Here is a 22,079-nt window from a genome sequence, read left to right on the forward strand (position 1 = left end):
GCACGTGCACCCGCACCCGCGCTGCCCCTTCGCAACGCCCGCCCGCGCCGAGCCGCGCGGCCCGACCTTGTCCGCCCGGCTCGAATTGCCGACGGGCGCCCCCCCCCCCCCCCGCGGGGGGGGGGGGGGGGGGGGGGGGGGGGGGGGGGGGGGGGGGGGCGCCGGGGGCGGGGGGGGGGCGGGCCGGCGCGGCCCCCCCCCCCCCCCCCCCCCCCCCGGGGGGGGGGGGGCCCCGCCCCCCCCCCCCCCCCCCCCGCCTCCGTCCTGCCGGAACCGCTGTGCCCCGATCAGCGGCCGGTGCGCCGCCGGGCACGCATCTCGACCGGCCGGACCTGGTAGACGCCGCGGTCCCGGTCGTGCTGCTCCTCGGCCACCTGGAGCGCGATCAGGATCTCCAGCGCGCTCCACGCCATGCCGAGCATGCCCAGGCCGACGAAGAGCATGGCCCACACCCAGAACCAGGTGTGCGCCCAGACGCCGAGCAGTGCGACCATCGCCGCGACGATGGTCAGCGCCAAGAGCACGCCGGTACGCGCGGCCGCGTTCCTCGCGCCGTCCGGAAGTCTGTCGCGCGCCATGGCCGACCTTCCTGCCGCCGAGTGGGCGGTCCGCCGCCGAGTCGGCGGTCGGTCGCCGAGTCGAGCGGTCCGCCGCCGAGTAACCGGTTGCTCCTCGCCTGCCCCGTCAAACGCCGACGGAACCCGATCCGCCCGGCTCGTCCGAGGATCGATGGAATTCCCGCCAGGTCTCCCAGATGGCGGGCACCGTGCCCGAACCGAAGGAGCGCTCCGGCCAGTTCGCCGGCGGCAGCCCCGCGGGGTTCGCACCGACGTTCGCGCCGTACCACAGGTCGTGCCTGCGGCGGGCGAAGTACCACACGCCGTCCCGCCGTTCGTACACGTCGCGGTACAGGATCGCCTGGTGCAACCAGCGCGGCCCCTCCTGGATCTCGGCCTTGCAATACACGTGTCCGGTCGCGTGGTCCGCGTCCAGCAGATCGATCACGTGCGTGCCGACATTGAGGATGGTCACCCCCAGCGGGGCCAGTTGGGCCGCGAACGCGACCCGTAGTGCGGCGCGTCCGTGCTCCTCCCGACTCACCCGCACGTCGGGCACGAACAGCCCGCACAGCGTGTCCAGGTCCCGGCTGTCCAGGGCCAGCGCGTAGCGCGCGGCGAGTTGACGGATCTGTTCGTGGGCCGGCAGCCGCTGTACGTCGTCCATGAACCGACACCCTGTCAGGCCCCGGGGCGAACGACCTCCTGCGGGTCGTACACGACCTCCACATAGGACCAGCGGCGCCCGCCCGCGTAGTGCAGCACCACGTTGACGTCCAGGCCGCCGGCGGGTCCCTCGGCGCGCAGCACCGTCGAGACCCGGTTGCCGTCGATGATCCGCAGCCGGACCCGGTAGCGGCTGAACGGCGAACGCCGGACGCCGTCCCGGATGTAGGCGCTCAACGCATGCCGTCCCTCGACGAAGCCGACCACGTGGTCGCGCACGCGCACCTCGTCGGTGAACACCGCGGCGACCGGCGCCCACTCGCCGCCGGCCGAGGCCGAGGCCAGGCGCGCCGTGAGGTCGCCGAAGGCCCGCTCGACCTCCGCCCGCGGGATCGGCAGCGGCAGCGGTTCCGGTGCCCAGCCGACGATGCCGCGCAGTTCCGCGCCGTCGTACCCGGCGACCGGACCACCCGCCGTCCGCCAGCGCGCGATCATCGCGTCCACGGCGTCACCGTTGCGGAATTCGCCCACGGTCTCGATGCGATCACCCGGGCCGACGCGCCGCACGATCTCGGTGCCGGGCACCGTGTAGCGCACGGTGCCGCCGGTGGGGTCCGGCAGGTTGAGCCAGACGTACCGACAGCTCAGGTCGCCGTCGATCATCGTCCACTCGGTGAATCGGCGCACGCAGGCGGCCACATCGCCGCCGACCGGTCCGCTCCGTGCGAGTGCCGCCTCGTCCCGGGTGCCGCCCATCGTGCCTCCCCGCGTTGATCCCGGCGAAGCCGGGCGCACGGAGAAATCCGGGCGCTGCCTGCCGCCTCCGGTGCGCGTGATCCTGCCTGCGGCCCGTCGGGAAGTCCAGCCCCCACCCGATCGTCGGAACGGAACCATCGCCGGCTGGTATACGTATTACCGGTCGCAACAAGCCGGCCGGGCTCGCTGCGAGCACGACACGAAGAGGAAGCGGAGGGGACGCGAGTGATCCGGTACAGGGTCCGGGTGGACTTCTACCAGGACGTCCCACCGGACCGTCCCCCGACGGGGTACGTGGGCTCGTTGCTCTCGGGCGACTTCGCCGGACCGGCCCTGCCGCGCGGCGGCGACTCGATCTCGGCGATCCCGCTGGGCGGCGCGCACATAGGGCCGTGGACCGGCGGTCCGTACATGATGGTGCACCGGGTCGAGCACCACCCGGTCCCCGTGGACGGCGAGGGCCACATAGTCCAGTGGTGGGAGCAGTATCCCCAGCCCTCGGTACACGTGGTCGTCAACGCCGAGTGGCCGGACACCGAGGAGTCCGAGCACGAGTTGATGAATCTGTACGAGGAGCAGAGCTGGAGTTCGTTCCCGGCCGGACCGGAGAACCCGTTCCTGCCGGTCGCCGCGGCGGCCGACTTCTAGGCTCCCGTTCCGGCCCTCGCAGGGTCTTTGTCCCGGTCGGGTGTGGCGGGTTACGCAGCGGGCTTCTTGTAACCCGTCACGCTCACCGACGCCAGGATCTTGTTCAGGTCCGTGTCGTACTCGCGGGACAACCCGGCCGTGGAGAACGAGATCATCGACTGCGGCAACCACCACAGCTGGGGCTGGAACGAGTCGCCGCTCTTGCAGCTCACGCTGTAGGACGCGTACTCGAACGTCAGGCTGCCCTTGCCCGGTTCGACATACTTCTTCCCGTCGCTCTTGCTGGTCGGCGCCACCGCGTCGTCGGCCCGGGTCACGCAGGTAGGTTTCGCACCGAGGGTCCAGCCCGCCTGATCCTTGAAGTCGACCTTGCGCTCACTGTTCTTGCCGACCCAGATCCGCAGGCCCGCCCGCTCGCACGTGGTGCGCTGCGCGGCCGGCGTCGCGCTCGGCAACACGCACACCTCGGTCTCGCTGACCTGTTTGAGCTCCCACGTGGCCGGGACCGCGAACTTCATCCCCTTGATGTCCTGGGTGAAGCCGCCGGTCTTGCCGGTGAGCCTGGGGATCTCGGCGGTCGGAGTCTTCTGCGTCTCCGGCTTCTTCTTGTCCTTGTCGTCGTCGCCGCCGCGCAGCGCGAACACCGCGCCGACCCCGATCACCAGGACCGCCGCCACACCGCCGACCGCAAGCAGCACGCGCTTGCGCCCGGTGCCGCCGCCGGACCCGCCCTGCCGGGCCGCCGCCCGACCGGTGGGCGGCGGGGTGTGGGCGCCGTGGGCGGTGGGCGCCTCATGGGGATTCGTCGAGTAGCCCTGCCCGGCGGTGCCGTACTGCCCCGAGGGCGCGCCGTATTGCCCCGACGGCGCGCCGTATCGGCCCGAGGGCGCCCCGAACTGCCCGGAGGACTGCGGCGGGACGCCGTGCGTGCCCGAGGCTGCCCCGTACTGCCCGGACGGCTGCGGCGGGACGCCGTGCGTGCCCGAGGTCGGGGCGTCGCGGTACAGCGGCGGTTGGGTCTGGGACGCGCCGTAGGGGTCGTGCGAGGGTCGGCCGCCGGCCGGCGGAGGCGTCTGCGGCGATACGGACGGTGCGCCGAACGCGGCGGTGCCACCCGAGCGGGCGGGACCGCGCGGCGGCTCGTACACCCGCGGCTGCGGGGGCTGCGGCGCCTGCTGCTGTTGGTTCTGTTGCACCTGCCAGGCGCCGCCGGACGCGGGCGTCGTCCACAACTGCCCGATCAAGGACGTGGCATCCGCGACCGGGTCGAGCGAGGGCGCCGCGGCGTTGCCGAGCGCGCCGCGCCACACGTGGGTGACCGAGGCCAGCAACTCGCGGGCGTGCGGCCGGTAGTGCGGTTCCTTGTCGGAGGCCCGCTTGACGATCAGGCGCAGTACGTCCGGCACACCGGAAAGGTCGGCCTCCTCCTGGAGCACGCGCAGCGCGACCACCTCGGGGGCGCCGGTGCCGAACGGGATCACTCCGGTGGCGGCGTAGGTGATCAGCATGGCCCACGCGTACACGTCGGCGGCGGGCGTGCTGTCGTGGCCCTTGAAGCGTTCCGGGCTCATCCACGCCGGCGAGCCGATCATCATGCCGGTGCGGGTCAGCCCGCTGTCCTCCATGGACCGGGCGATGCCCAGGTCGAGCACGCGCGGCCCGGCGGGCGAGCAGATGATGTTCTGCGGTTTGAGGTCGCGGTGGATCACGTCCGCGTCGTGCAGCGCGACGAGCGCCTCGGCGAGCCCGGCCGCAAGCCCCATCAACTCGTCGCCGTGCATCGGGCCGCCCTGGTTGACCCGCACGTCCAGGGTCGGCCCCGGGACGTACTCGGTCGCGAACCACGGTGTCTCGGCGTCGACATCGGCGTCGAGCACCGGTGTCGTACACGTGCCCTTGATCGCGCGCAGCAGGTTGACCTCGCGCGTGAAGCGGGCCCGGAACTCGGGGTCGTCGGCGTACTGCGCGTGCACCACCTTGACCGCGACGCGGCGTTCGTAGCCGTCGAGGCCCGCGTACACCGCGCCCATTCCGCCCGCGCCGAGTCTGCCGGTGATCCGGAAGGGCCCGATGTGCTGCGGATCGCCCGGACGCAACGAACGTATCTCGGCGCCGCCATCGGCCGTCATGGACGTGCCTCCCGTGTTGGTTCGCCGGCCCGCAGCTGCGGCCGTACCGGGATGGAATCCTCTCATCCGGTCTTGTGACCTCCCCAGGGCACCGGCTGGTTCCCCGTTCGAGGGAAAAGGCTCGCCTTACCCAAGGGGGCGCGTGATAGGCCAGCGGTTGCGCCTGGTGCCCCAACGACTCGGCGCGGGGCGACGGTTCGCGGATCGGCCGGTACGGCCGCCGGGTCGCACCGACCAGGACCGCCGTCGTCCGGCATCGCTCGAAGGTATCGCCGCATCGCACCGCTTCCACGACCGAAGGGCCGAACGTGAAGATCGTCGTCGACTTCGACAAGTGCAAGAGCAACGCACTCTGCATGGCCGAGGCACCCGAGGTGTTCGAGGTTCGGGATGACAACTTCCTCTACATCCTGAACGAGAACCCGGGGCAGGAGTTGCGGCCGCAGGTGGAGGAGGCGGCCCGGGTCTGTCCGACCCGAGCCATCTCGATCCAGGATTGACGGGGAGCCGGCCCGGGACGGCGCCTCACCCCGTCCCGGGCCGGTTCGGATCCTCGGGCCGGACCCCGGCGGTACGGCTCGACTGCCACCGGTCGCGCGCACCGCGGGCGCCCTGGGCCACCAGGCCGGACGCGCCGCGAGCCCCCTGGGCCACCGCCGCGGACGCGTTGCGCGTGACCGACCAACCCCGGGCGAGCAACTTGACGTTCACCACGACGGTGCCGGCGGTGCGGTCGTGCCATGTGCGCCGACGCGGGCCGAGCACGGCCAGCGGGTCCAGGAAGCCGATCAGGGTCAGCAGCGCGAACAGACCCGCCGTGCCCCACTGACGCAGCGCGATCTCGTACCAGGTGAGCAACAGCGCGGCCCACGGCACCACCACGGCCACCAGGGTGCGCCGGGCCGCCCGCCAGGCGCCGACCGGCACCCGGCCGCGGACCGCCTGCGCCGACGTGCCCACCGGGACCACCTTCGCGCCGACCATGATCTTGCCCAGCGTGCGGCCGAACCGGGCGTGCATGAACCAGTCGTAGAGGGCGGGCACCAGCAGGTGCGCGAGGATCAGCAGGAGCAGCAGCGTCTTGGTGGTGCCCCACAGGCCGTCCACCGCCTCCAGCGGCGCCCGTTGGGCCTCGCCCGCCCGGCCGAACACGACGTCCAGGAACGCGGTGCGGACCACCTTGGTGGGCAGGTCCGCGGCCTTGGTCTGGAGGTAGTGGTAGGCCAGGAACCACAGCGGCAGCACGAGCGCGGTGGTGAGCAGGTAGTCCGTGGTGCGGGCGATCAGCCGCATGCTCCGGGACGCGAGCGGGAGTTGCTCGTCGCCGGCCGACGTCGGCATCGGCATGGGCGTCGGCATCGCGTAGGACGGCGCGCCGGGCTGCGGGTAGGCGGGCGCGGGCGGTGGTGCGGGCGGCTGCGGCAGAGGTGGGCGCGGCAGGGGCGGTCGTCCCTGATCCGGGATCAGGGACGGTGCGGTCGCGGGCGGTTGGTGCCAGGACAGGTGTGGATCACCGTCGACGGATGGTTGTTCCCCGTACGGCGACCCCGGCCCGCGTGGCGGCTGAGGAATCGTCATGAGCGGGACGTTATCGCGCAGATCGTCCCTTCCGTCGGATCGCCCGGGAAATCCGTGGCGGGTTTCCCGCGTGCTCGGACACGCTTCGGGCGTGCTTTCGGGCGTGCTTTCGGGCGGGCTTTCGGGCGGGCTTTCGGGCGTGTTCGGGTGCGTCGAGGTGCCGTCAGCCCTCGAGCTCGCCCAGGGTCACGTCCACGGTGGCCTTGCCGCCGTCGCCGGCCCGGATCAGGCTCACCTCGACCCTGTCGCCGGGCTGCTTGCCGCCCAACACCTCGGACAGTGCCACGACGTCGGTGATCTCCCGGTCGTCGATGGAGGTGATCACGTCGCCCTGTTGGATGCCCGCGGCCTTGGCGGCGCCGCCGTCCTGGACGGAGACCACACCCACGCCGGTGGACCGGCCGTTCGGCCCGGCCACGGTGCGCACCGTGACGCCGAGCGCGGCCTTGCCCGAGTTGTCCACCTTGCCGTTCTTGATGATCTGGTCGGTGATCGACTTGACCGTGTTGGCCGGGATGGCGAAGCCGATGCCCGGGACCGCACCGCCGTTGGTCTCCGGGTCGGCCGCGGCCAGGGTCGGGATGCCGATCACCTGGCTGTCCAGGTCCACCAGCGCACCACCGCTGTTGCCGGGGTTGATCGCCGCCGAGGTCTGGATCGCGCTGGAGATGGTCGCACCCGGCGAGCCGGAGGACTGCGGCTCGCTGACCGTGCGGCCGATGGCCGAGACGATGCCCTCGGTGACGCTGGAGTCCAGACCCAGCGGGTTGCCCATGGCCATGGTGATCTGGCCGACCTGGAGCTTGCTCGAATCGGCGAACCGGGCCGGCTTCAGGTCGGCGGGCGGGTTGTCGAGGCGGATCACCGCGAGGTCGTCCGGGGCGAAGGCGGCGACGAGTTTGGCGGTGACCGGTTTGCTCGCGTTCGGGAGGGTGACCTCGAACGTGGTGGCCCGGCCGATGACATGCGCGTTCGTGACGATGTTGCCCTTGTCGTCGTAGACGACCCCGGAGCCCAGGCCGCCCTGCGTGGTGATCTGGACGACCGAGGGCAGCACATTGCGCACCACCTGCTGGTACTGCGCCTGGAGGTCGTTCGCGGGACTGTTGCTCGGGGCGGCCGAGCCGGACGCGACCCTGCCGTCGGCGTTGCCGCCGTCGCGGCCGGAACCCTTCGAGGAGCCGTTGTCGTCGGTGCACGCGCTCAGGCCGCCCAACACGATCACAGCGGCCGCCAGCGCGACCGTGGCCCGTCGCCGCGTCGTCTCGCCCACGATGTCTCCCTCGTTCGGCGGCTGCCGTCGGCGACGGCCCGGTTGCCGATACCGGGGCGGGTCCCCCGAGCATTCTTCGTACTAACCCCGGGATCGGACTTTTCACCGTCCCGCCGAGGCCTGCCTCTTTCGTCATGTGCTTGTTCGTGTCAAGTTGGCCCCTCACGTCGTCCCCGCGAGCACGGAACGACGCCGCAGCGCCGGAGAGGGTGGGCACGCACATGCTGACGCTTCAGGAGATCTCGGACCGGATGGAGATCCAAGACCTGATGGTCCGGTACTCGCACGCCGTGGACACGGGCGACTGGGACGCGCTGGACACGGTCTTCACCGCCGACGCGCACATCGACTACTCGGCGATGGGCGGCTCCAAGGGCGGCCTGAAGGAGACCAAGGAGTTCCTGGCCTCGGTGATGCCGGGCTTCGGCGCGTACCAGCACCTGATCTCGAACTCGTCGATCACCGTGGACGGGGACACCGCCACGGGCCGCACCATGTGTCACAACCCGATGGTCTTCAAGGGTGACGACGACGAGACGCCGGGCCCGGTGATGTTCTGCGGTCTGTGGTACCTCGACACCTTCACGCGCGTGGACGGCGAGTGGCGGATCTCCACGCGCAGCGAGGAGAAGTCCTACATGTACGTGGCCCCGACGGCATAGCGCGCACGGGCCCGAAAACTCCCGAAGCCGACGGGCGGCGACGAGGTAGCTTCGAGGCATGATCCGCGAAGCCGTTCCAGCCGACATCCCCGCCATCCACACCCTCGTGCGCGAGCTCGCCGCCTACGAGAAGTTGCTGCACGAGGTCAAGGCCACCGAGGCCCAGCTGCACACGGCCCTGTTCGCCCCGCACCCGGCGGCCTTCGCGCTGATCGCCGAGGACGACACCACGGGCGAGCCGGTCGGACTCGCCCTGTACTTCCTGAACTTCTCCACCTGGGAGGGCGTCCACGGCATCTACCTCGAAGACCTGTACGTCCGCCCTCAGGCCCGAGGTGGCGGCCACGGCAAGGCCCTCCTCCAGCGCCTCGCCGCCATCTGCACCGCCCGCGGCTACGCCCGCCTGCAATGGTCCGTCCTGGACTGGAACGAGGCCGGCATCGGTTTCTACGACGCCCTGGGCGCCACCCCGGAACGCGAATGGATCGGCTACCGCCTCACCGGCCCCGCATTGAACGCACTGGCCGAGGGCTGACCCGGGCTCCTGCGCGGGCCGCCGGATTTCCCGTTTCCGCACACGGAATACCTTGACTCCCCAGCGCCCGCATCAGGAGCATCGATCGGGACGGTGTGAGGCTTCGGCGAAGGGGCGAACCGTGTCCGTGAAGGTCACCAAACTCGTAAGCACGTGCGAAATCGACGATTGCCCGACGCTGTACGCCACGGACCGGGGCACACTGCTCGTCCAGGGTGTGCCGTCGACGGACCACGGGCTGACCATCCCCGCCCACGAAGCCTTGGTCGAGATCCCGATGGACCTGATGCGGAAGGCCATTCGTGACCGTCTCATCTAAGGCCTACGCCGACCTCTTCGACTCGTTCACGCGCGAAGCCTTTCGACTCGAGACGCTCGATGACTACGGCCGGTCGGGCAATGTCGAAGCCTATCGAATGTATTTGGCAGGAAAATCCAGGCCCGAGGATTACAACGCCGCTTGGCTTTCCACCCTGCGAACGCATACGGACATCGGCAAGCGTGTCTATCGCGTGCATATCGTTTCCCGGCCGCTCTCCACATACTTGAGGTACGAGCTCGGTTGGGGATACCGCACGAACATGACCGCAGGTGAGGAGTTCTTCATCCTCGACATCACGAATCGCCCGAATCCGCTACCCGGAGTCCCGGATTTCTGGCTCTTCGACACGGAGGCCGCCGCAGTTCTGAACTACGACGAAGCAGGCGGCTTCAGTGGCGCGGACGTGCTGCCCCGCCACCGCGTGCCGAAGTTCGTCACGCATCGCGACACGGCCCTCGCCCACGCCGTCCCGTTCACCCACTGGTGGGCCGAGCACGGCGAGTGAACAAAGGGCAGCTCGGTGCGGCACTTCGGGCAGTACGGCAGGCTTCCGGCAAAGAGGCCAAGGCTGTGGCCCGAAGTGCCCTCATGTCCCCGAGCAAGCTGAGCAAGATCGAAACCGCCAAGTTGGCCCCAAGTGTGACGGATGTCGAACGGATCCTCAGCGCCATCGGGGTTTCCCCGGACGCCAGGCACGAGTACATGAAGGCGGCCCGAGAGGCAGCCACCGAGACGACCGCTTGGCGCCACCTGAAGCGCACCGGGGCACACAAAGGACAGCAGGCGCTTCAGGCCCTCGATGCGCAGATGTCAATGATCAGGCTGTTTCAGCCGGCGCTCGTCCCCGGGTTGCTCCAGACGCCCGAATACATTCGCGCGATCCTCGAACGCCACGAACTGGGCGACGACGTCCTGGCCCGAACCATTTCCGGCCGCTTGGAACGACAGAGCATCCTCTACAACCCTGCAAAATCCCTACGCTTCGTCATCACCGAGCCGGTCCTGCGGTGGCGGATCATCTCGGCACAGATGATGGCCGGTCAGATCGATCGCATCGTTTCCGTGTCGCGACTTCCGAACGTCGATATCCGCATCGTCCCCATGAACGTCGACCAGAACGACATCGCCAATCACTCGTTCGTGATTCGCGACAATCGCATGGTGACACTCGAAACCGTGCATGCCAAAATAGTGGTCACCGATCCTCGCGACGTCGATTTGTATGTGCGAAAATTCGACGGATTCGCCGAGAATGCACTATCCGACGATCGAATGCGCTCGGCCCTGGAAGGCATTCGAAACGAGTGTTTGAGCGGACAGGAAACCGGTCGGTGAAAGCCCGGAATCGCCGGTAGCTTGATGGGCATCTCGAAGCAAAGGGGATTCCCATGGCAAAACACCGCGACCCCGCGACCGACGACGGGCACAAGCCCGAGAAGCCGGTGCCGCCGCCGATTCCGCCGGACAAGCCGGCCGACCCCGGCACGCCGAAGGGCCGGTGAGGGGAGTGTCGGCCCAGGCCAGGGCGCTGTGGCGAGCGCGGGTGGATCTGCTCCGGCAGGTGGAGGAAACCGTCGGGGAACTGCCCCAGGTGTGGCGGGAGGCATTTCTGGGAGTGCCGCGGCACGTGTTTCTTCCGGACCTGGTGTGGCTGCGCCGACCGGACGGCGACCGGCACGAGCGCTGTGAGCGGGTTCGGGAGCCGAAGCGGTGGTGGGCGGCCGCATACGCCGATGTGCCGGTGGTCGTGCAAATGTGCGACGGCGGCGCTCCCCGGCCCGACGGGGCACTCTGGCCGTCGTCCTCCGCGTCCCAACCCTCGATCGTGGCGGCCGCCCTCCTGGCCCTCGAAGTGGCCGACGGCCACCGGGTCTTGGAAATCGGCACGGGCACGGGATGGAACGCCGGACTGCTCGCGCACCGGCTGCGTGACGATCAGCGCCTGGTCACCATCGAAGTGGACCCGCATCTGGCCCGGATCGCCAGAGCCCGTTTGGCGGCGCTCGGTCGGCATCCGACCGTCGTGTGGGGAGACGGCGCCGATGGCTGGGCGACCGGCGCACCCTACGACCGAGTCCTGTCCACCGCCGCCGTCACGCACATTCCACCGGCCTGGATTCGGCAATGCCGACCCGGAGCCGTGATCGTCACGCCCTGGGCAACCGCCTGGACCGCAAACGGCACCCTCGTGGCCACCGTGGACGCGCAGGGCCGAGCGCAGGGGCGCTTTCGCGCGGGTGGGGCGTTCATGCACCTGCGCGGACATCGCTCACGGATCTCCGATGTGTACGAAGTGGTCTCCCCCGAACATGTCGCCACCCCGAGCACGACGGCCGTATCGCCCTGGGACGTGGCCGGCGGCAACCTCGCCGCGGAGTTCGCGATCGGCCTGATGACACCCGGCGTCTGGCAACACTGGGATGAGAACCCCGACGTCGACGGCGTGCACACCCGCCTGTGGGTGGGCGACGAGGCCGGGACGTCGTGGGCGAGCGTCGACTACGACGGAAGGCGACTCGACACGTTCGCCGTCCACCAGCACGGACCACGCCGCCTGTGGAACGAGGTCGAAGCGGCCTGGTCCACATGGTGCGCGGCCGACCGCCCGGGCATGGAAGCGTTCGGCTGGACCGTCTCCGCCGACGGCACGCAAGGAGCCCGGGTGCCCTCGCTCACCGACGCGTTCCCCTCCGGGCACGACGCCGCCGGACCCTCGTGGTCACTGTGAACCCCGTCGAGTCGGGCGGCCGTGCCGTCACGAGGCGGTCGTGGGGGCCTTCGCCGCACCCGGCGTGGACGGCGGAACGGTCGGTCCGTCGACGGGCTCCGGTCAGGGCGCGGTCCTACGCACAGAGGAGGGACGTGACCGCCGGTCCGCCGAACACCGACCCGATCCCGGGGCGGGCACCTTCGTCGAACTTCCCGGCGCTGCGGGCTATTTCTTCGGCTTGGCGGCCAATCCGGTGCACGGGCGCAGCGTTTCCCGGCGGTCCAGGATGCGCTTGGACTCGGCGCCGGTCACCGGCATCGGCACTCCGCGCTTGTCGATCGAGGCGGGCGTGAACTTCTCGCCGACGACCTTGCCGTCCTTGATGGTCAGCGTCGCCACGCCGGTGTCGTTCGAGTTCGGGTACGGGGACGTGCCGTACCAGAGGAAGTTGCCGTAGCCGTAGCCCACGTAGGTGTCGCCCAGCCAGCCGGCGCCCTGCATCACGTGCGCGTGCGTGCCCAGGATCGCCGCCGCGCCCGCGTCCGCGAGCTTGCGGGTCACACTCTTCTGGTCCGCGCTCGGGCACTTGTCGCCCTCGATGCCCCAGTGCATGTACACGATCACCACGTCGGCCTGCTTCTTCGCGTCCCGCACCGCCTGCACCAGCCGGTCCGTCTGCAGCGCGGTGGCTATCCCGGGCTTGTTCGGCCCGGCCTGGTACAGCTGGTTGGTGATGTCCTGCACCTGACTCGCGGCCAGGAACGCGACCTTGACGCCCTTGGCCTCCCGGATCACCGGGCGGTATGCCTGCGCCGCGTCCTTGCCGATGCCGGCCACGCCGATCGGCGGGTCCTGGACTGCGGCGACGGAGTCCTCCAGGCCGACCTTGCCGTAGTCCACGGCGTGGTTGTTGGCCATGCTGACCGCGTCTATCCCGACCGCCTTCAGCTCGGTCAGTGCCTTCGCCGGGGCCCGGAAGTGGTACGTCTTGTTCTCCGGCGTGCCGCGCTCGGTGATCGCACTCTCCAGGTTGACCATCGCCAGATCGGCCGCCGCGAGCGTCTTGCCGATCGGGCCCAGCGCCCCCTCGGCGCCCGCGTTCAAACGCGGCAGGGTGCGCTCGAAGAAGTGCACGTCACCCGCGAAGGCAACGGATATCTCGGTGCCCGGCGCGGCCGGAACCGACGGCGGCGCGGACCCGGCGCCGGGCGCGGCCGAGGAGCCGCCCGTACCGGCCGCGGGGTTCGCGTCCGCCGCGTTCGCGGTCCTGCCGGGCGAGTCCTCGGAGTCGGACAACAACCCACACGAGGCGAGACCGGCGATCAGCAGCGGAGCGAGGCCGAGCGCGACGGTCCGGCGGCGGGGTATAGGCACGCGGACAAGGTAGCCCAGCGACCTACGCCCCCGTATGTACGAGGGGGCGTGACGTGAATTACCTCACCCGCGTGCAACGTTTCAGCCGTTCAGGGCCTCGTAGACCCGGTCGCAGAGCTCGGGGTGCATGTCGAAGTAGCCCTCTTCGTCCACCTCGAAGGCCCCGGTCCGGAAGCTCTCGGTGACGGTGCGCAACATCAGCGGGATCGACGCGTAGACCATCGGCTCGTCCGCGCCCTGCACGTAGCTCGCCACCTGGACGTCCGAGCCGTCCCAGACCGCCGCGTAGAAGTCGGCGGCCGGCGACACCAGCAGTGGCAACCACTGCACACCCTCCGGCTGGTCCATCTCGACCTCGTCCCGGAACTCCAGCGCCTCGGCCAGGCTGACCAGGACGTAGCCCGGTATGAACGACGCCTCGTCCACCAGCTGGTCCGGCTCCTCGCGGGTGCCGTCCGCCCAGCCGAACCAGGAGACCAGCTCGGCGGGAACCGCGGCGCCCACCCGGGTACGCACCGCCTCGGCCGGCAGACCCGGTTCCAGCAGGCGCACCACGGGGCGATCGAGGCCGACCAGCTCCGCCCGCACGGCGTCCAGACCTTCGTGAACGGCGTCCATGCCACGTCCCTCGCGTTGTTCCTGAGCGTCTGTTGATCCGTCTCGATCGAGAGGTCGAGGCGAAGGGATCAAGCGTGACAGACGTTCGACCGATCGGCGCACGGTGCCTTGATTGTGCTCCGGGCGGGTAGCCGCCGAAAACAGGCGACCGCACCGAACAATCGTCCGAGTCGGTCGCGCACCGGTTTCGCACACCTGTCGAAGGAGTGGCCGTGGACGCGTGGTTCGACCCGATCATGTCCTTCGCGGGCTCCCCGTGGGCCTACCTGATCGTGTTCCTCACCGCGCTCCTGGACGCGATGTTGCCGATCCTGCCGAGCGAGAGCGCGCTGATCGCGTGCGGCGTGTTCGCCACCGTCACCGGCTTCTCGCCCAATCTCTTCCTGCTCATACTGGCCGGCGCGCTCGGCGCCTTCCTCGGCGACAACATCACCTACGCGATCGGCCGGTGGGCCGAACCGTTCGCGAATCGGCACATGCTCAACGGCGAGCGCGGTCGGCGGGCCCGCAAACAGGCGGAACGCTGGCTGGCCGAACGCGGCGGCGCGATGATCGTGGTCGCCCGGTATATCCCCGGCGGCCGAACCGCGGTCTCACTGGTGGCGGGCATGGTCGAGTACCCGATCGGCCGGTTTCGGATATTCACCGCGATCGCGGGCCTGACCTGGTCCATCTACGGCGTGCTGCTGGGGTTCTGGGGCGGGACCGCGTTCAAGGACAGCCCGATCAAGGGCATCGGCGCGGGCCTGGCCACCGCCGCACTGATCACCGTGCTGGTCGAGGTCGTCCGACGGATCCTCGCGGCCCGCAGGCGGCGCGGGCGCCGCGGCGGGAAGGGCGGGAACGGGCCCTCCGGCGACGAATCGAACGAGGAGCTCGAACCGCACGCCACGTGAGGGCGCACGCCGGTTCCACCATCGCTTCGCGGCGGCCGGGTCGAGGCGCCCGTCGCCGAGCCCGTCCCGCGCCGAAATGCACGAGGCCACCGGGATGTCCCCGATGGCCTCGGACCTGTTCGATGCCCGCCCGGACTACGCCGAGGGGTACGGGAGCGGCAGCACCGCGCTCGTCGGGAGCACCTCGACCTTGAGGTCGGGGTCCGGGCCCGCGCCCTGGAAACGACCGAACTTCGGCACCGCGTTGCGGCGGTACTTGGTGGTCGAGTGCTCCGGGTCCTTGTCGAACTCGGGGATGACCTGGTTGCCGAAGAGCTCGATCATCTCGAGGTTCTCCTCGTGCGTCATGCCGTCGTTGATGCCGAAGACGAGCTGGTCACAGCCCACCTCCTGGTACGCCTTGACCTGCTCGCACACCTCGTCCGGGGTGCCGACGAGCATGTAGCCGCCCTCGATCAGCTGGTCGAGCAGCTCGTCGCCGCCCATCGAGAGGTCGAAGGTGGGCGACGGCCAGGTGATCGCGTCCGCCGACTTCGGCATGGTGTCGTGGTACAGGTTCACCAGGGTGACCAGGTAGCCGCGGCCCTTGCTGAGCGCGATCTCGCGAGCGCGCTTGCGGTCGGACAGACAGATTACGGCGTTCGTCATCATCACGTTGTTGTTCTGGTAGTCGCCGACGATCTCGACCGGGTTCTCGGCGGCTTCCTTGTAGGCCTCGATGCGGCCCTTCAGGTTGTAGACCGGTTCGAAGTTGAACGCGATCGCGCCGATGCCCATCGAGCCGGCCTTGCCGAAGGTGGCCGGGTTGCCGCAGGCGACCCAGATCGGCGGGTGCGACTCGCCGTACGGCTTCGGGTGGATGTCGTGCGGGGTCGGCACCGTGAAGTGGTCGCCCTCGAACGTGTAGTCCGTCTGCGCCCACATCCGGGGGATCTCGCGAACGACCTCGTCCCACTCGGTCTTCGTCGAGTTCTTGTCCATGATGTTGAACGAGGCCATCTCGTGGCTGCCCGCACCACGGCCGGTGCCCCACTCGAAGCGGCCCTCGGTGATGTGGTCCATCATCGCGGCGCGCTCGGCGTAGCGGACCGGGTGCTCCTTGCGCGGCGACAGGCTGTTGATGCCGGTCGCCAGGTGGATGCGCTCGGTCTTCGCCGCGACGTAGCCGATGACGACCTCGGGAGCCGACATGTGGCTGTACTCGACCAGACCGTGGTGCTCGCCGAACCAGGCGTACTTCCAGTTGTGCTTGTCGGCCTTGATGGCCAATTCCATCTCGCGCATGAGCACGAGGTGCTCGCTCGCGCGATCGTGAGCGGCCGGACCGGGGGTGTACCCGTTCAGGAAGATGCCGAACTCCACGTGGAGCCTCCCAAAATCGCCTGGTTCAACCAGCGCTGCATACGCCTGTATGAGGTCTGCGTACGGGACAGTATGCGAGCGTCGGCCGGAACTTTGTTTACACGTGGCTAACGTCACGTCAGATGCCAGGCGCCGCCCGGGACATCGAGCTGACGCATAGTCAGATCCTCTCGCGCCAAAGGCGGAAGTTCCAGGGGAACCGTCCTTTGTGGCCCGCGACACCTCTGCTCCGACCCGGCGCAAGCAGCTCGGAAACGTGGAGGAAAACACCGCTCGGCCCGAAATCGAAGGGCGGTCGACAATCGCCGCCGCCCTTTATTCGACATCGTTGTGACGCGGCGAAATGCGGCGCGTCAACCCGCCTTCGTCCGCGCCAGCAGCAACGTCACGTCGTCCCGGTGACCGGTCAGGTCGGCGAGTCCGAACAAGCGCTCCGCGGTCGCCTCCAGGTCCAGGCCCCGGCTGCGCTCGAAGCGGTGCGCGAGCCGTTCCATGCCCCGGTCCAGCGCCAACTGCGGGCCCTCGACCAGCCCGTCGGTGACCAGGACCAGGGTCTCCCCGGGAGCCACCGTCAGCGTCGTGCACGGATAGCCCTGATCGGCCAGCATGCCCAGCGGCAGCCCGCCGTCGACGTCCTCGATCCGCGGCGTCCCGGCCGGATCGGCGAGCAGCAGCGGCGGATGCGCGGCCCGCGCGACCCGCAGACCGCCGGTCGCCGGGTCCAGGTAGGCCAGCGTGCAGGTGGCGTACGCGGGACCGGGAAAGCGGTCCAGGAAGTCGTTCACCAACCCGAGCGTCCGGCCGGGATCGGGAGTGACCACCGCGTACGCGTGCAGCAGGGTGCGGATCCTGGCCATGATCGGCGCGGTGCTCGCGCCGTGGCCCTGCACATCGCCGACCACCAGCGCGACCTGGCCGTCGTCCAGCGTGAAGACGTCGTACCAATCGCCGCCCACGCCGAACTCGTCCTGCGCGGGCCGATGCCGCACGGCCAGCTCCAGCCCCGCGACCGGCTCCGGATGGGCCGGCGTGACACCCGCGCGAAACGCCTCGGCGAAGTCCCGGTACGGCGGCGGCGGAACCGGCTCGGTACCCAACGCGCGGGTGACCCGGCCGGCCACGTCCGGCGGCATCCCGCCCGCCGCGGAGGCCGCCGCGGCGTCGGCGTACCAGTCGGTGCGGATCGCCATCAGCGTGTGCGACTCCTCCTGCCACGCGTCCGTGCTGACCGTGAGGCTGCCGTCCTCGCCCTGGTACACCCGCCAGGCGGTCGCCGGGTCGTAGCGGTGGTCGCGCGTCCCCGAAGAAACCAGCAGCCGCCCGGGCCCCGCACCGACCGCGCCCATCTGCCCCTCCTCCGCACTCGAACCCACACCAGGCCCAACGCCCAAACCCCCCCAAGGCAACGGCCACTACGCCGAACACGCACCCGAACCCCCACACCCACCCCGACAGGCCAACCACGGCCCAACCGGGCAACCCGACCAAAATCCAGCCCGTCCGGCGCTTGCGGACAAGCAGGCCGCAGGCCGGCCAGTGTCGACCCAGGCCCACCACTGCCGACCACAGCCCAACCCGACCGGACCCAGCCCGTCCGGCGCTTGCGGACAAGCAGGCCGCAGGCCGGCCCGCATCCACTCAGGCCACCGGTGACGGCAGCGCCGCGTGTGTCGGCCGCCCCGCCTAGCCTGAAAGGTATGTGCCGAAACATCACGACGCTCCGCGGACTCGACCCCGCCGCCACCGACGTGGAGATCGAAGCCGCCGCCCGTCAATACGTCCGCAAGGTGGGTGGCGTGCAGACCACGTCGCCCCGCACCGAGGAAGCCGTCGAGCGCGCCGTGGCCGCGGTCGCCGAGGCGACGAGGGTGCTGCTCGCCGAGCTCCCCGAGCGCCGCCAACCACCCCCCACCCTCCCCCCGCTGCGCCGCCGCGAAGCCGCCGCCCGAGCCGCCGCGCAGACCCCCGCCGAGACCACTGCCGATGCCCCCGCCGAAGCCGCCGCCGGCACCCGCTGAGACCCGCGACGACCCGACGCGAGAGCCCGCCGCGACGGCCGACCGGCGGCCGACCCGACAACCCGCGCGGCGCTCCGCAAAAGCCGCGCGACACCCCCACCAAACCCCAACAAAGCACCGCATAGACCGCTTCGCAGGCCACTGTGGGGCCACTCGGATACGGGTCGGAAACGACTCGGAAAAGCCTTCGCCGGCGGGTGTGGACACCTGCCTCGGACACCCGGTTGCCGCCCTCCACCGCGTTATGGTGGATGGTCCCCGCCGCCCCCTCCGAGGAGCCTCACACACCGTGTCTGACTCGTTCGTTCACCTGCATGTCCACACCGAATACTCGATGCTGGACGGAGCGGCGAAGAACGACAAGCTGTTCGCCGAGGTGGCCCGTCAGGGCATGCCGGCGGTGGCCATGAGCGACCACGGCAACATGTTCGGCGCCTACGAGTTCCAGGGCACGTCCAAGAAGCACGGCGTCAAGCCCATCATCGGCATCGAGGCGTACGTCGCCCCCAGCACCCGCTTCGCCCGCCGCCCCGAGTTCTGGGCGCCCGGCGGCAAGCGCGCGCCGAGCGAGGACGGCGAGGGCGGCAAGGACGTCTCCGGTGGCGGCCGGTACACCCACATGACGATGTGGGCGGAGAACGCGCAGGGTCTGCGCAACCTGTTCCGGCTCTCCAGCCTGGCATCCATCGAGGGCTACTACATGAAGCCCCGGATGGACCGCGAGCTGATCGCGCAGCACCACGAGGGCATCATCGCCACCACCGGCTGCCCGTCCGGCGAGGTGCAGACCCGGTTGCGCCTGGGTCAGTACGACGAGGCGATCAAGGCGGCCTCCGCGTACCAGGACATCTTCGGCAAGGAGAACTACTTCCTCGAACTGATGGACCACGGCCTCGACATCGAGCGCACGGTGCGTCAGGACCTGCTGCGGATCGCCAAGGAGTTGAACATCCCGCTCCTGGCCACCAACGACTCGCACTACGTCACCGAGGACCAGGCCGACGCGCACGACTCGCTGCTGTGCGTGGGCGTGGGCAAGAACAAGGCCGACCCGAACCGGTTCAAGTTCGCGGGCACCGGCTACTACATCAAGACCTCGGAGGAAATGCGCGCGCTGTTCGGCGAGCTGCCCGAATCGTGCGACAACACCCTGGCCATCGCCGAGCGCATCCAGCCCTACGACGAGGTGTTCGCCGAGGTCAACCGGATGCCGCAGTTCGACGTCCCCGAAGGCGAGACGCAGGCGACGTACCTGCGCAAGAAGATCGCCGAGGGTCTGCAGCGGCGGTTCGGCGACAACCCGAGCCAGGAGGTGCTGGACCGGATCGAGTTGGAGATGGGCGTGATCACGCCCATGGGCTTCGACTCCTACTTCCTCGTGGTCGCCGACATCTGCCAGTACGCCCGGGACAACGGCATCCCCGTCGGCCCCGGCCGAGGCTCGGCGGCCGGTTCGATGGTGGCCTACCTCACCGGGATCACCGGCCTGAATCCGCTCGACTACGACCTGCTGTTCGAGCGCTTCCTCAACCCCGAGCGGATCAACCCGCCGGACGTCGACATCGACTTCGACGACCGCCAGCGCGACCAGATGGTGCGCTATGTCACCGAGAAGTACGGCTCCGCCTACACCGCACAGGTCAACACCTTCGGCACGATCAAGGCCAAGGCCGCGATCAAGGACTCCAGCCGGATCCTGGGCTTCCCGTTCGCCACCGGCGACCGGATCACCAAGGCGTACCCGCCGGACATCATGGGCAAGTCGATGCCGCTGGCGGGCATGTTCGACAAGGATCACCCGCGCTACACCGAGGCCGGCGAGATCCGCGCGCTGTACGAGTCCGACCCCGAAGTGAAGATGGTGATCGACACCGCGCGCGGCATCGAGGGCCTGACCCGCGGCACCGGCGTGCACGCCGCCGCGGTGATCCTGTCCTCGACCCCGCTGATCGACCTGATCCCGCTGCACCGGCGGGACAAGGACGGCGTGATCATCACCGGCTTCGACTACCCGTCGTGTGAATCGATGGGTCTGGTCAAGATGGACTTCCTGGGTCTGCGGAACCTGGGCATCATCGATCACGCGATCAAGATCATCAAGGCCAACCGCGGTGTCGACGTGGACATCGAGAAGATCCCGCTCGACGACCCGACCACCTTCGAACTGCTCTCCCGCGGCGACACGTTGGGCGTGTTCCAGCTCGATGGCGGCCCCATGCGCGCGCTGCTCAAGCTGATGAAGCCGACCGAGTTCGAGGACATCTCCGCGGTCTCCGCGCTGTATCGACCCGGCCCGATGGGCATGAACTCGCACATCAACTACGCGCTGCGCAAGAACGGGCAGCAGGAGATCACGCCGATCCACCCGGAGTTGGAGAAGCCGCTCAACGAAGTCCTGGGCCCCACCTACGGCCTGATCGTGTATCAGGAGCAGGTGCAGCGTGCCGCACAGGTGTTGGCCGGCTACAGTCTGGGCCAGGCCGACCTGCTCCGCCGGGCGATGGGCAAGAAGAAGAAGGAAGTCCTGGAGAAGGAGTTCATCCCGTTCCAGGCGGGTTGCCGCGAACGCGGTTACGGCGACGAGGCGATCCAGGCGGTGTGGGACGTACTGGTCCCGTTCGCCGGCTACGCGTTCAACAAGTCGCACTCCGCCGCCTACGGCCTGGTGTCCTACCAGACGGCTTATCTCAAGGCGAACTTCCCCGCCGAGTACATGGCCGCGCTGCTCACCTCGGTGGGCGACGAAAAGGACAAGATGGGCATGTACCTGGCCGACGCCAGGTCGGCCGGCATCCGGGTGCTCTCGCCCGACGTCAACGAGTCCGTGGCCGACTTCACCGCCGTCGGCTCCGACGTACGGTTCGGCCTGCGGGCGATCCGCAACGTGGGCGACAACGTCATCAACGACATCGTCGAAGCGCGCACCAGCAAGGGGAAGTTCAACTCCTTCGCCGACTTCCTGACCAAGATCGGCCTGCCCGCGTGCAACAAGCGCGCGGTCGAATCGCTGGTCAAGGCCGGGTCGTTCGATGCGCTCGGGCACACCCGCCGGGCCCTGGTCGACGTCCACGAGCAGGCCCTGGACGCGGTGGTGGGCCTGAAGAAGCAGGAGGCCGCGGGCCAGTACGACCTGTTCGGCGGCGGCGACGAGGCCGCCGCGGAACCGGCCGTCGGGCTCGACTTCACACTCACCGACCAGGAATGGCCGCGCAAGCTCAAGCTGGCCACCGAGCGCGAGATGCTCGGCCTGTACGTCTCCGCACACCCGCTCGACGGCGCCGAGCACATCCTGTCCCGGCATCGCGACACCTCGATCACCGAGCTGAAGAACTCCGGCCGCACCGAGGGTCAGGTACAGCTCGCCGGCCTGATCACCGGCATCCAGCGCAAGGTCAACAAGAGCGGTTCGCCGTGGGCGATGATCAATCTCGCCGACCACGACGGCGAGATCGAGGTGCTGTTCTTCCCGCAGTCCTACACGCTCGTCGCACACGCGCTGGAAGAGGACGTCGCGGTCAGCATCAAGGGCCGGCTCAACGAACGCGACGGCGCGCTGAGCGTGTTCGGCTCCGAACTGGTCCCGCTGGACATCGGCTCGGCCGAACACGGCGGCAAGGCCCCGGTGTGCCTGCGGCTGCCCACCACCAAGGTCAACGAGAAGCTGGTGAAGGACATCAAGCGGGTGCTCTCCTCGCACCCCGGGGACAACCCGGTGCACCTGATCCTGGAGAGCGCACGCATGCGCACCCGCTACAACCTCGACTTCCGGGTCAACCCGGAGGGCGGCCTCGCCGGCGAGATCAAGTCGATGCTGGGCGCGGGAGTCTGGAGCATCTGAGCCGACCCGGACCGACGGAAGTCGGACGACCCGGAACGCGCGGGACCGACCGAGGGGGGGGGGGGGGGGGGGGGGGGGGGGGGGGGGGGGGGCCCGCGGGGGGGGGGGGGGGGGCCGCGGGGGGGGAGAGCGACACC

21 protein-coding genes are annotated in these 22,079 nt (G+C 69.7%); 11 read left to right on the forward strand and 10 right to left on the reverse strand.

Annotated elements, in window-relative coordinates:
- Nucleotides 1-287: 287 nt before the first annotated feature.
- The 3 genes from ACIBM5_RS38865 to ACIBM5_RS38875 all read right to left on the reverse strand — a co-directional run bounded on the left by ACIBM5_RS38865 (nt 288) and on the right by ACIBM5_RS38875 (nt 1,979).
- Nucleotides 288-578 (reverse strand): hypothetical protein, encoded by a 291-nt coding sequence (locus ACIBM5_RS38865; RefSeq protein WP_391588080.1) that lies wholly within the window; start codon nt 576-578, stop codon nt 288-290.
- A gap of 106 nt (nt 579-684) precedes the next feature.
- On the reverse strand, nt 685-1,224 hold the full coding sequence (locus ACIBM5_RS38870; RefSeq protein ID WP_396011433.1) for a nuclear transport factor 2 family protein: 540 nt from the start codon (nt 1,222-1,224) through the stop codon (nt 685-687).
- Nucleotides 1,225-1,238: 14 nt separating this feature from the next.
- Nucleotides 1,239-1,979 carry a nuclear transport factor 2 family protein gene (locus ACIBM5_RS38875; protein ID WP_396011434.1) on the reverse strand — a complete coding sequence of 247 codons (741 nt, stop codon included), beginning with the start codon at nt 1,977-1,979 and terminating at the stop codon, nt 1,239-1,241.
- 225 nt (nt 1,980-2,204) lie between these two features.
- Between ACIBM5_RS38875 and ACIBM5_RS38880 the strand changes: the two genes are divergently transcribed.
- A complete protein-coding gene (locus ACIBM5_RS38880) occupies nt 2,205-2,627 on the forward strand; it encodes a hypothetical protein (RefSeq protein ID WP_026218597.1) in 423 nt (140 codons plus the stop codon).
- A 50-nt stretch (nt 2,628-2,677) separates the two neighbouring features.
- Here ACIBM5_RS38880 and ACIBM5_RS38885 read toward each other — a convergent pair whose 3' ends face one another.
- Nucleotides 2,678-4,756 carry a serine/threonine protein kinase gene (locus ACIBM5_RS38885; RefSeq protein ID WP_396011435.1) on the reverse strand — a complete coding sequence of 693 codons (2,079 nt, stop codon included), beginning with the start codon at nt 4,754-4,756 and terminating at the stop codon, nt 2,678-2,680.
- Between the two features lie 308 nt (nt 4,757-5,064).
- On the opposite strand from ACIBM5_RS38885, the gene ACIBM5_RS38890 reads away from it, so the two are divergent.
- Nucleotides 5,065-5,256 (forward strand): ferredoxin, encoded by a 192-nt coding sequence (locus tag ACIBM5_RS38890; RefSeq protein ID WP_396011436.1) that lies wholly within the window; start codon nt 5,065-5,067, stop codon nt 5,254-5,256.
- A gap of 25 nt (nt 5,257-5,281) precedes the next feature.
- Here ACIBM5_RS38890 and ACIBM5_RS38895 read toward each other — a convergent pair whose 3' ends face one another.
- Together ACIBM5_RS38895 and ACIBM5_RS38900 are read right to left on the reverse strand one after the other, a co-directional pair.
- The gene (locus ACIBM5_RS38895; protein WP_396011437.1) at nt 5,282-6,334 is read right to left on the reverse strand and encodes an RDD family protein; all 1,053 of its coding nucleotides are present in this window, start codon (nt 6,332-6,334) and stop codon (nt 5,282-5,284) included.
- A 163-nt stretch (nt 6,335-6,497) separates the two neighbouring features.
- Nucleotides 6,498-7,607, reverse strand: a complete 1,110-nt coding sequence (locus ACIBM5_RS38900) for a S1C family serine protease (RefSeq protein ID WP_396011438.1) — start codon at nt 7,605-7,607, stop codon at nt 6,498-6,500.
- A 221-nt stretch (nt 7,608-7,828) separates the two neighbouring features.
- On the opposite strand from ACIBM5_RS38900, the gene ACIBM5_RS38905 reads away from it, so the two are divergent.
- From ACIBM5_RS38905 to ACIBM5_RS38930, 6 genes are all read left to right on the forward strand, one after another.
- Nucleotides 7,829-8,269 (forward strand): nuclear transport factor 2 family protein, encoded by a 441-nt coding sequence (locus ACIBM5_RS38905; RefSeq protein WP_391588073.1) that lies wholly within the window; start codon nt 7,829-7,831, stop codon nt 8,267-8,269.
- A 58-nt stretch (nt 8,270-8,327) separates the two neighbouring features.
- Nucleotides 8,328-8,804 (forward strand): GNAT family N-acetyltransferase, encoded by a 477-nt coding sequence (locus ACIBM5_RS38910; RefSeq protein WP_396011439.1) that lies wholly within the window; start codon nt 8,328-8,330, stop codon nt 8,802-8,804.
- 127 nt (nt 8,805-8,931) lie between these two features.
- Nucleotides 8,932-9,123 (forward strand): hypothetical protein, encoded by a 192-nt coding sequence (locus tag ACIBM5_RS38915; protein WP_391588270.1) that lies wholly within the window; start codon nt 8,932-8,934, stop codon nt 9,121-9,123.
- Entirely contained in the window at nt 9,107-9,631 is a 525-nt protein-coding gene (locus tag ACIBM5_RS38920) for a DUF6879 family protein (RefSeq protein WP_396011440.1), read from the forward strand. Before ACIBM5_RS38915 ends, ACIBM5_RS38920 begins: the two co-directional genes overlap by 17 nt.
- The gene (locus tag ACIBM5_RS38925) at nt 9,628-10,461 is read left to right on the forward strand and encodes a helix-turn-helix domain-containing protein (RefSeq protein WP_396011441.1); all 834 of its coding nucleotides are present in this window, start codon (nt 9,628-9,630) and stop codon (nt 10,459-10,461) included. The genes ACIBM5_RS38920 and ACIBM5_RS38925 overlap by 4 nt, the downstream gene beginning before the upstream one ends.
- Nucleotides 10,462-10,624: 163 nt before the next feature.
- Complete coding sequence (locus ACIBM5_RS38930) at nt 10,625-11,854, forward strand: methyltransferase domain-containing protein (protein ID WP_396011442.1); 1,230 nt, start codon at nt 10,625-10,627, stop codon at nt 11,852-11,854.
- 207 nt (nt 11,855-12,061) lie between these two features.
- Here ACIBM5_RS38930 and ACIBM5_RS38935 read toward each other — a convergent pair whose 3' ends face one another.
- The gene (locus tag ACIBM5_RS38935) at nt 12,062-13,210 is read right to left on the reverse strand and encodes a CapA family protein (RefSeq protein WP_396011443.1); all 1,149 of its coding nucleotides are present in this window, start codon (nt 13,208-13,210) and stop codon (nt 12,062-12,064) included.
- Nucleotides 13,211-13,291: 81 nt separating this feature from the next.
- Nucleotides 13,292-13,828, reverse strand: coding sequence for a hypothetical protein (locus tag ACIBM5_RS38940; protein ID WP_391588067.1), 537 nt, complete (start codon nt 13,826-13,828; stop codon nt 13,292-13,294).
- A gap of 212 nt (nt 13,829-14,040) precedes the next feature.
- Between ACIBM5_RS38940 and ACIBM5_RS38945 the strand changes: the two genes are divergently transcribed.
- The gene (locus ACIBM5_RS38945; RefSeq protein ID WP_396011444.1) at nt 14,041-14,724 is read left to right on the forward strand and encodes a DedA family protein; all 684 of its coding nucleotides are present in this window, start codon (nt 14,041-14,043) and stop codon (nt 14,722-14,724) included.
- A 135-nt stretch (nt 14,725-14,859) separates the two neighbouring features.
- Here the strand turns inward: ACIBM5_RS38945 and ACIBM5_RS38950 are convergent, their stop codons facing one another.
- Nucleotides 14,860-16,086 carry an LLM class flavin-dependent oxidoreductase gene (locus ACIBM5_RS38950; protein ID WP_391588065.1) on the reverse strand — a complete coding sequence of 409 codons (1,227 nt, stop codon included), beginning with the start codon at nt 16,084-16,086 and terminating at the stop codon, nt 14,860-14,862.
- A gap of 353 nt (nt 16,087-16,439) precedes the next feature.
- The gene (locus tag ACIBM5_RS38955; protein WP_396011445.1) at nt 16,440-17,432 is read right to left on the reverse strand and encodes a PP2C family protein-serine/threonine phosphatase; all 993 of its coding nucleotides are present in this window, start codon (nt 17,430-17,432) and stop codon (nt 16,440-16,442) included.
- 351 nt (nt 17,433-17,783) lie between these two features.
- Here ACIBM5_RS38955 and ACIBM5_RS38960 point away from each other — a divergent pair, with 351 nt between their 5' ends.
- On the forward strand, nt 17,784-18,104 hold the full coding sequence (locus tag ACIBM5_RS38960; protein WP_396011446.1) for a DUF2277 family protein: 321 nt from the start codon (nt 17,784-17,786) through the stop codon (nt 18,102-18,104).
- A gap of 289 nt (nt 18,105-18,393) precedes the next feature.
- Complete coding sequence (gene dnaE / locus ACIBM5_RS38965) at nt 18,394-21,942, forward strand: DNA polymerase III subunit alpha (protein WP_396011447.1); 3,549 nt, start codon at nt 18,394-18,396, stop codon at nt 21,940-21,942.
- Nucleotides 21,943-22,079 lie beyond the last annotated feature (137 nt).

The organism is Embleya sp. NPDC050493 (assembly GCF_044458105.1).
Classification (GTDB): domain Bacteria; phylum Actinomycetota; class Actinomycetes; order Streptomycetales; family Streptomycetaceae; genus Embleya.